We start from the raw sequence: 5,861 nt of genomic DNA, 5'->3' as shown, positions 1-5,861 counted from the left end.
ATCCTTGTTGTTGAAAATAATCCCGCAACGCCGCATAAAGCTCACCGATGATATATTGATGGGTAAACGAAGGAGAAGGAGCCATACTATATGGCACGCCGTCAATCAATTCCCATTGTCCGTCCCATTTTAGATAATCTTCATACGTGTAGTTGTGATTTGGAAACTCTGGAGTTTTCACCGCACCTTCACCCCATTTGCTTTTTGTTTCCATTATATCATGCCGCCAAATTATTCTTTGGCCGTGGATTGAAGCCGTGTTAGCGAATTTGTTCCTTGTTATATTATGTTATTTGTTTTTAACCATTCTTCCAATAGCTTGCTTCCGACTTCATAAGATAAATCATCTGCATCAATAGTAAAAATCTTGTAACCATATTTTTCATGATAATCATATTGATCTAATATTTTTTGAACTAATGTAGTATCTTGTTCATGATCTAAAAAAACCACCCACTTATTTTCATTCTGAATTTTATATGCGACTGCTTCTAAGTCAACATTGCTCTTACAATATCCTAAATAAAGATGTTGATTTGAATCAAATTTCACGTTTATCCAAACAAACCTAGCAGCGATCGATGCACCCATGCTATAATATGGTGATAAAGAATGGATGGAAAGGACGGACAAACATGCTGCAAACGGCGATATCCAAACCACTCTTGCAGAAGGCGGCAGCAGAACTGCAAAAAGAACTGCCGTTTTCCATTTTTAAACATCTTATCGAAAAGGGACGGAACTTATCTCGCTTCGGACTCGTCTATAACGTCGTCGTCAAAGACGAGCATCACGTGGAAGGGGAAGTTGCCGACCAGACGGCCCACCGCGTCGCGTTTGATTTAACCGATATCGTTCGCCGCCATCGCTGCCCGTGCGGGACGGAAAGCCTTTGCCCGCACGTTTTAGCGTTGTTTTTTTACATCTATGGGAACGTCTTTGACAGCGGTGAACTGTTTCAGCGCTGGAAACAAGGAGAGAGCAAGCAGCCTCGGCAACGCCAAACGCGCATTGAGATGCCGACATTGCCGCCCGCAGAGCCAGCCGAGTCAGTTGATCAATGGCGGAACTGTTTCACCGAAACATACGCTGAGTTTGAAGCCAGCATCCGCAGCCATGACAATTGGCCATACCGATCAGCCCACCATCTTTTCCCGTCACTGGCAAAAGGCGGCCCAAAAAGCGTAGTCGCCCGCCCGTTGTACCGGTTCCATGCCGCATTGTTTTTGCTTGAGCGCCTCTTTGAATACGGGAAAGAACGAGGCTGGCATCAAGGGATATTCGGCTCGTACGGACAGTTTTCCTGGCGGCAGGACATCAACTATATCGCCGACGAATTGTTCAAGCTATTGGAACGATTTCCATCCGAACGGCGTACGCCCCAGCTGGAGCAACTGATTGAACAAACGATTCCATACGTACGCGAACTACTGCAAACGACCGAGATGTTCGCTTTACTCATCTATGATCTTTACACAGCTGCCTGGGAAGTGCTGTTTACGAAAGAAGAGTGGCGCCGACAAGAAAAAGAGCAGCTGCTGCATCTAACGAGACAAGAACGGCTGCCACTCGCTTTTCTAGCTGCCGCCCATTTGGCTTTTTTGCTCGAAGATGATGAGGAGGCGCTTGCCTTATACCGCGTCTTCCCTAGCGGGGCCGCGCCGCTTTTTGTCGAGTGGATGGAGCGATTCATCACCGATGATCGGCCTGCCCGCTTTGAATCGTTTTGGGCGCATGGGAAACAAGAACTGCCTCATTACTTATCCGCCCTTCCCGAATCCGAACGGTCCAAGTTTGCAAACGAAGTGTGCCGGCTGTACGAGTCATACGCTAAACGGAGAAACAAATTGGACGAGTATGAGGAGCTTTTGAAGCAATGCATGCCGTACAGCACCAACCGTTATGTTTTCTTTTTATACCACCAAGGGCGCTATCGGCAAATGATCGACTTATACTTGCTTGCCGATGTGACCGCCCATGAGATGGATCCGCAATTTTTAAAAACGCTCGAAAAGCGGGATCCTTCACTCGTATTGCCGCTTTACCACCGGGCGGTCATGAGGTTTGTCAGAGCGAAAAACCGAGAGAGCTACCGCATGGCCGTCCATTATTTGAAAAAACTGCGCGCCTGCTACCGGTCGATGAAACAAATGACCCAATGGGAGGCCTATATCGAGCAGTTGAGCGCACGGACAGTGCGCATGCGGGCGTTTCATGAAGAATTGCGGAAAGGAAAGGTGCTTCCATGACGGAACAAGCGTTACAGACAATCACACTTTCGTGCAAATGGAATGAAAAAAAGCAATGTTTTCTGTTAATCGGTCCTGATTCCGCAGCCAGCTGGGCTCCGCTCGTCTTCGCTTGGCACGAAGAAACGTTTTACGGCACGCTGCTCGACGTTGTGACGGTCGACGGGCGCGAAGCAGTCAAACTGTCGCCATGGCAGGCGCTCACGTTTTTCGCCTTTCGCCCAACCATTGACTTTCTTTCACTTGAGTGGGGCGACGAACAAACGGCGGCGCTGGAAACGTGGGCTAAGCAGATTATCGACAATGTGCGCGAGCGCCGGTTCCGCCCCGATTTTTCCGCATGGAAACAACAAGGGGGCCCCGGCGTTTGGCTGGCAGCGAAAAACACCCGCTGGAGCGGGATCGGGGACGATCTTCATCCGTTCGCAGCCGAATGGCTATCGCTTGCGATCGCCGATTGGCTTGAACGCGATCCGGAGTTGCGGAAATTATGGCAAGAAATCGTACACGCCAACCCAGCCATCATGGCCCACCCTGAGCAATGGACAAGCGGAGAAGATGATTGGCTCGAACAAATCGGCTGGCTTGGTGAACGCCCGCCATTTACCGTCGGCTTGCGCCTTATCGAGCCGCCTGATGACGGCGGGCCGTGGACGCTCGAAGCCGTGTTGATCGCCATGGATGAAAGTTTGATCGTCTCTTGGGAAGACAAAGCTCATCTGCCCCGCTCATGGCGCCCATATGAAGTATCGGTTGCACGCGCAATCCGCCGTTTTCAAACGATCGTTCCATGGCTTGGCGGTGAAGACGGCACGCTGCGCGCCGAACTGTCGGAAGACGAAGCATGGCGCTTTTTGTCGGAAGAAAGCCTCAAATTAACTGATGCTGGCGTCCGCCTATTGTTGCCGCCGTGGTGGGAAGACGTCAAGCAGATGCACCTCGCTGTGAAAGCGAAACTGTCGCCGTCATTTGATGCCGCCAACTCAATCTTCGGCTTAAATAGCCTCGTCGATTTTGACTGGCGCATCGCCGCCGGCGATACGGAACTGACCGAAGAACAATTCGCCGAACTCGTCGAAAAGCAGCGCCGCCTCGTCAAACTACGCGGCCAATGGATCGCCCTCGACCCAGCGCTCATCCGCCGTGTACAAACGCTCATGAACAAAGCGAAAAAAGAAGGGCTGCCGTTGCGCGATGTGCTGGCGCAAACGCTCATCACCGAGACCGCCGACGGAAACGAACGGTTTCATGAGGACGAGGAGACAATTCAAATCGAAGTGCACGACCAATTTCGCGCCTTTATCCGCCAGCTGCGGGACGTCAACGAACTGCCCTCTGCCGCTGTTCCGCCGTCCTTCCAAGGCACGCTCCGCCCCTACCAGCAGCGCGGCGTCGACTGGCTCGTCTTTTTGCGTCGCTTTGGCTTTGGGGCCTGCTTGGCGGATGACATGGGGTTAGGCAAAACAATCCAAGTGCTCGCTTATTTGGCTTATGTCAAGGAAACGGAGCAGCCTAGCACCCCGGCGCTCCTCATTTGTCCGACGAGCGTCATCGGCAACTGGCAAAAAGAATGTGCCCGCTTCACGCCATCGCTGCGCGTCTATACGCACCACGGGCCGAACCGGGCGAAAAACGAAGCGTTTTGCGAAGCGGCGAGCGAGGCACATCTTGTCATTACATCATACAACCTTGCTCACCTCGACCAAGACGATTTGAAACAGATCGAGTGGCATACGATTTGTCTTGACGAAGCACAAAACATTAAAAACGCGCAAACAAAGCAAGCGCGCGCCATCCGCCAATTGCGTGGGCGGCATAAAATCGCCTTGTCCGGCACTCCGGTCGAAAACCGATTGAGCGAGCTCTGGAGCATTTTCCATTTTCTAAACCCCGGCTACCTTGGCAGCGCCGCCGACTTTGAACGGCGGTTTGCCGGACCGATCGAAAAAGAAGGCGACGCACGCAAAAAAATGGCCTTGCAGGCGCTCATCCGCCCGTTTTTACTGCGGCGGACAAAGACGGATGAAGCGGTCTCCCTCAACTTGCCGGACAAGCTCGAACAAAAAGAATATTGCCTGCTTACCGCCGAACAGGCCGCCCTTTACGAACAGCTCGTCCAAGACACGCTCGAACGGGCGAAAGATGCAAACCCGTTCCAGCGGCGCGGCTTGATTTTGCAAATGCTAAACGGCGTCAAACAAATTTGCGACCATCCTGCGCTGTATTTAAAAGAACGCACGCCGCGCCGTGTGCTCGAACGGTCGCATAAACTGAAAAAACTCGTCGAACTTCTCGAGCAAATTCGCGCCAATGACGAAAGCTGCCTCATTTTCACGCAATACGTGCGCATGGGCGATATGATCCAGCAATTGCTCGCCGACTTGTTCGACGAACCGGTGCTCTTTTTAAACGGCAGCGTCCCGAAAGCCGCGCGCGACCGGATGGTCGAGCAATTCCAAAAGCGGCAGTCACCGATTTTCATCTTATCTCTTAAAGCGGGAGGCACCGGGCTCAACTTAACCGCCGCCAACCATGTCATCCATTTTGACCGCTGGTGGAACCCGGCCGTCGAAAACCAAGCGACGGACCGCGCCTACCGCATCGGGCAAACGAAATTCGTCCACGTCCATAAACTGATCACAACCGGGACGATCGAAGAAAAAATTGACGACATGCTCGAACAAAAACTAGCGCTTGCTGACGTCATCACTGAAGGCGAAACATGGATCACCGAACTGTCCGACGAAGAACTGCGCGACTTGCTCACCTTGTCCGCGGCTGTTAAAGGAGGGGCATGATCATGGTCGAAAAAACAAAACTGAAGAAAAAAAAGAAAAACGAGAATCCGTGGGAAAAATTGCTTAGGCGCATGGAGGAAAAACTGCGCGAACGCAACAAGCGCCGCCCATAGCGGCGCAAAAAAACAGCCTGCCGCACAAATTGCGGGCAGGCTATTTTTTCAGCGAAAGAGGTCTTCGATATCCAACCGAGTTCGATGCTTACTAGCTCGCTACACATATTACGTGTTCATCTAATTTTAAAACTCCCGAACAACCGAATTTTCCTGTATAACTCTTCCTTCCTCGGCAACGTAAAAAATATCTATCTCGCAGCCATACAATAGCTTTAGCAGCGCCAATCCCCTTATTTGCGCATCATTTAACTGATCGTTAATGTACACGTTCTCGCTCTCTGTTAAATTCTTCATACAACTTCCCTTGTTCATATTCCATCAAATAATTTAATGTCTGCTCAATGGCTGCTATTTTCATTATTATCGACAAGTGACAGGCACCGCGTTCAATTTCAAAAGAAAGCAGGGAACAGACGTTTTCCCTGCTTCTTTCCGCACACACTCCATGCCGGGCCAAACTGATCTCATGGAGACTGATTAACCAACTGCGCAATTCTTTCTGAAAAAAACACCATTTTTCAGCTCAAATATACTGCCCGGCCTCTTTTGGAAACACCCGTGACACGTGAATCAGCCTCCAGTGGCCATTGCTTGTTGTTTCGGCTATGTTTCCGCGGATGATCATTCCTGCTTTTGCGTAAGAACGAACAAGCGGAGTAATGGATATCGTATATTGCTTTCCGCTTTCTGCGTGTTGG

Annotated in this window: 5 protein-coding genes; 2 read left to right on the top strand and 3 right to left on the bottom strand. The window is 50.8% G+C overall.

Annotation, left to right across the window (positions count from 1 at the left end; all coding sequences use genetic code 11):
- On the bottom strand, positions 1-214 hold a 214-nt coding region (locus tag DCC82_RS16035; RefSeq protein ID WP_133066530.1), incomplete at its 3' end, for a Uma2 family endonuclease.
- Positions 215-279: 65 nt separating this feature from the next.
- A complete protein-coding gene (locus DCC82_RS16030; protein ID WP_097355081.1) occupies positions 280-552 on the bottom strand; it encodes a DUF3986 family protein in 273 nt (90 codons plus the stop codon).
- 83 nt (positions 553-635) lie between these two features.
- Between DCC82_RS16030 and DCC82_RS16025 the strand changes: the two genes are divergently transcribed.
- Both DCC82_RS16025 and DCC82_RS16020 read left to right on the top strand, forming a co-directional pair.
- The gene (locus DCC82_RS16025) at positions 636-2,249 is read left to right on the top strand and encodes a hypothetical protein (protein WP_097355080.1); all 1,614 of its coding nucleotides are present in this window, start codon (positions 636-638) and stop codon (positions 2,247-2,249) included.
- Positions 2,246-5,047 (top strand): DEAD/DEAH box helicase, encoded by a 2,802-nt coding sequence (locus DCC82_RS16020; protein WP_097355079.1) that lies wholly within the window; start codon positions 2,246-2,248, stop codon positions 5,045-5,047. Before DCC82_RS16025 ends, DCC82_RS16020 begins: the two co-directional genes overlap by 4 nt.
- 239 nt (positions 5,048-5,286) lie before the next feature.
- Here DCC82_RS16020 and DCC82_RS17505 read toward each other — a convergent pair whose 3' ends face one another.
- On the bottom strand, positions 5,287-5,457 hold the full coding sequence (locus DCC82_RS17505) for a hypothetical protein (RefSeq protein WP_015863643.1): 171 nt from the start codon (positions 5,455-5,457) through the stop codon (positions 5,287-5,289).
- Positions 5,458-5,861: the final 404 nt, after the last annotated feature.

Origin of the sequence: Geobacillus sp. LYN3 (genome assembly GCF_003064505.1) — a bacterium.
GTDB classification, from domain to species: Bacteria; Bacillota; Bacilli; order Bacillales; family Anoxybacillaceae; genus Parageobacillus_B; species Parageobacillus_B toebii.
This window is presented reverse-complemented; position numbering and strand designations above follow the sequence as displayed.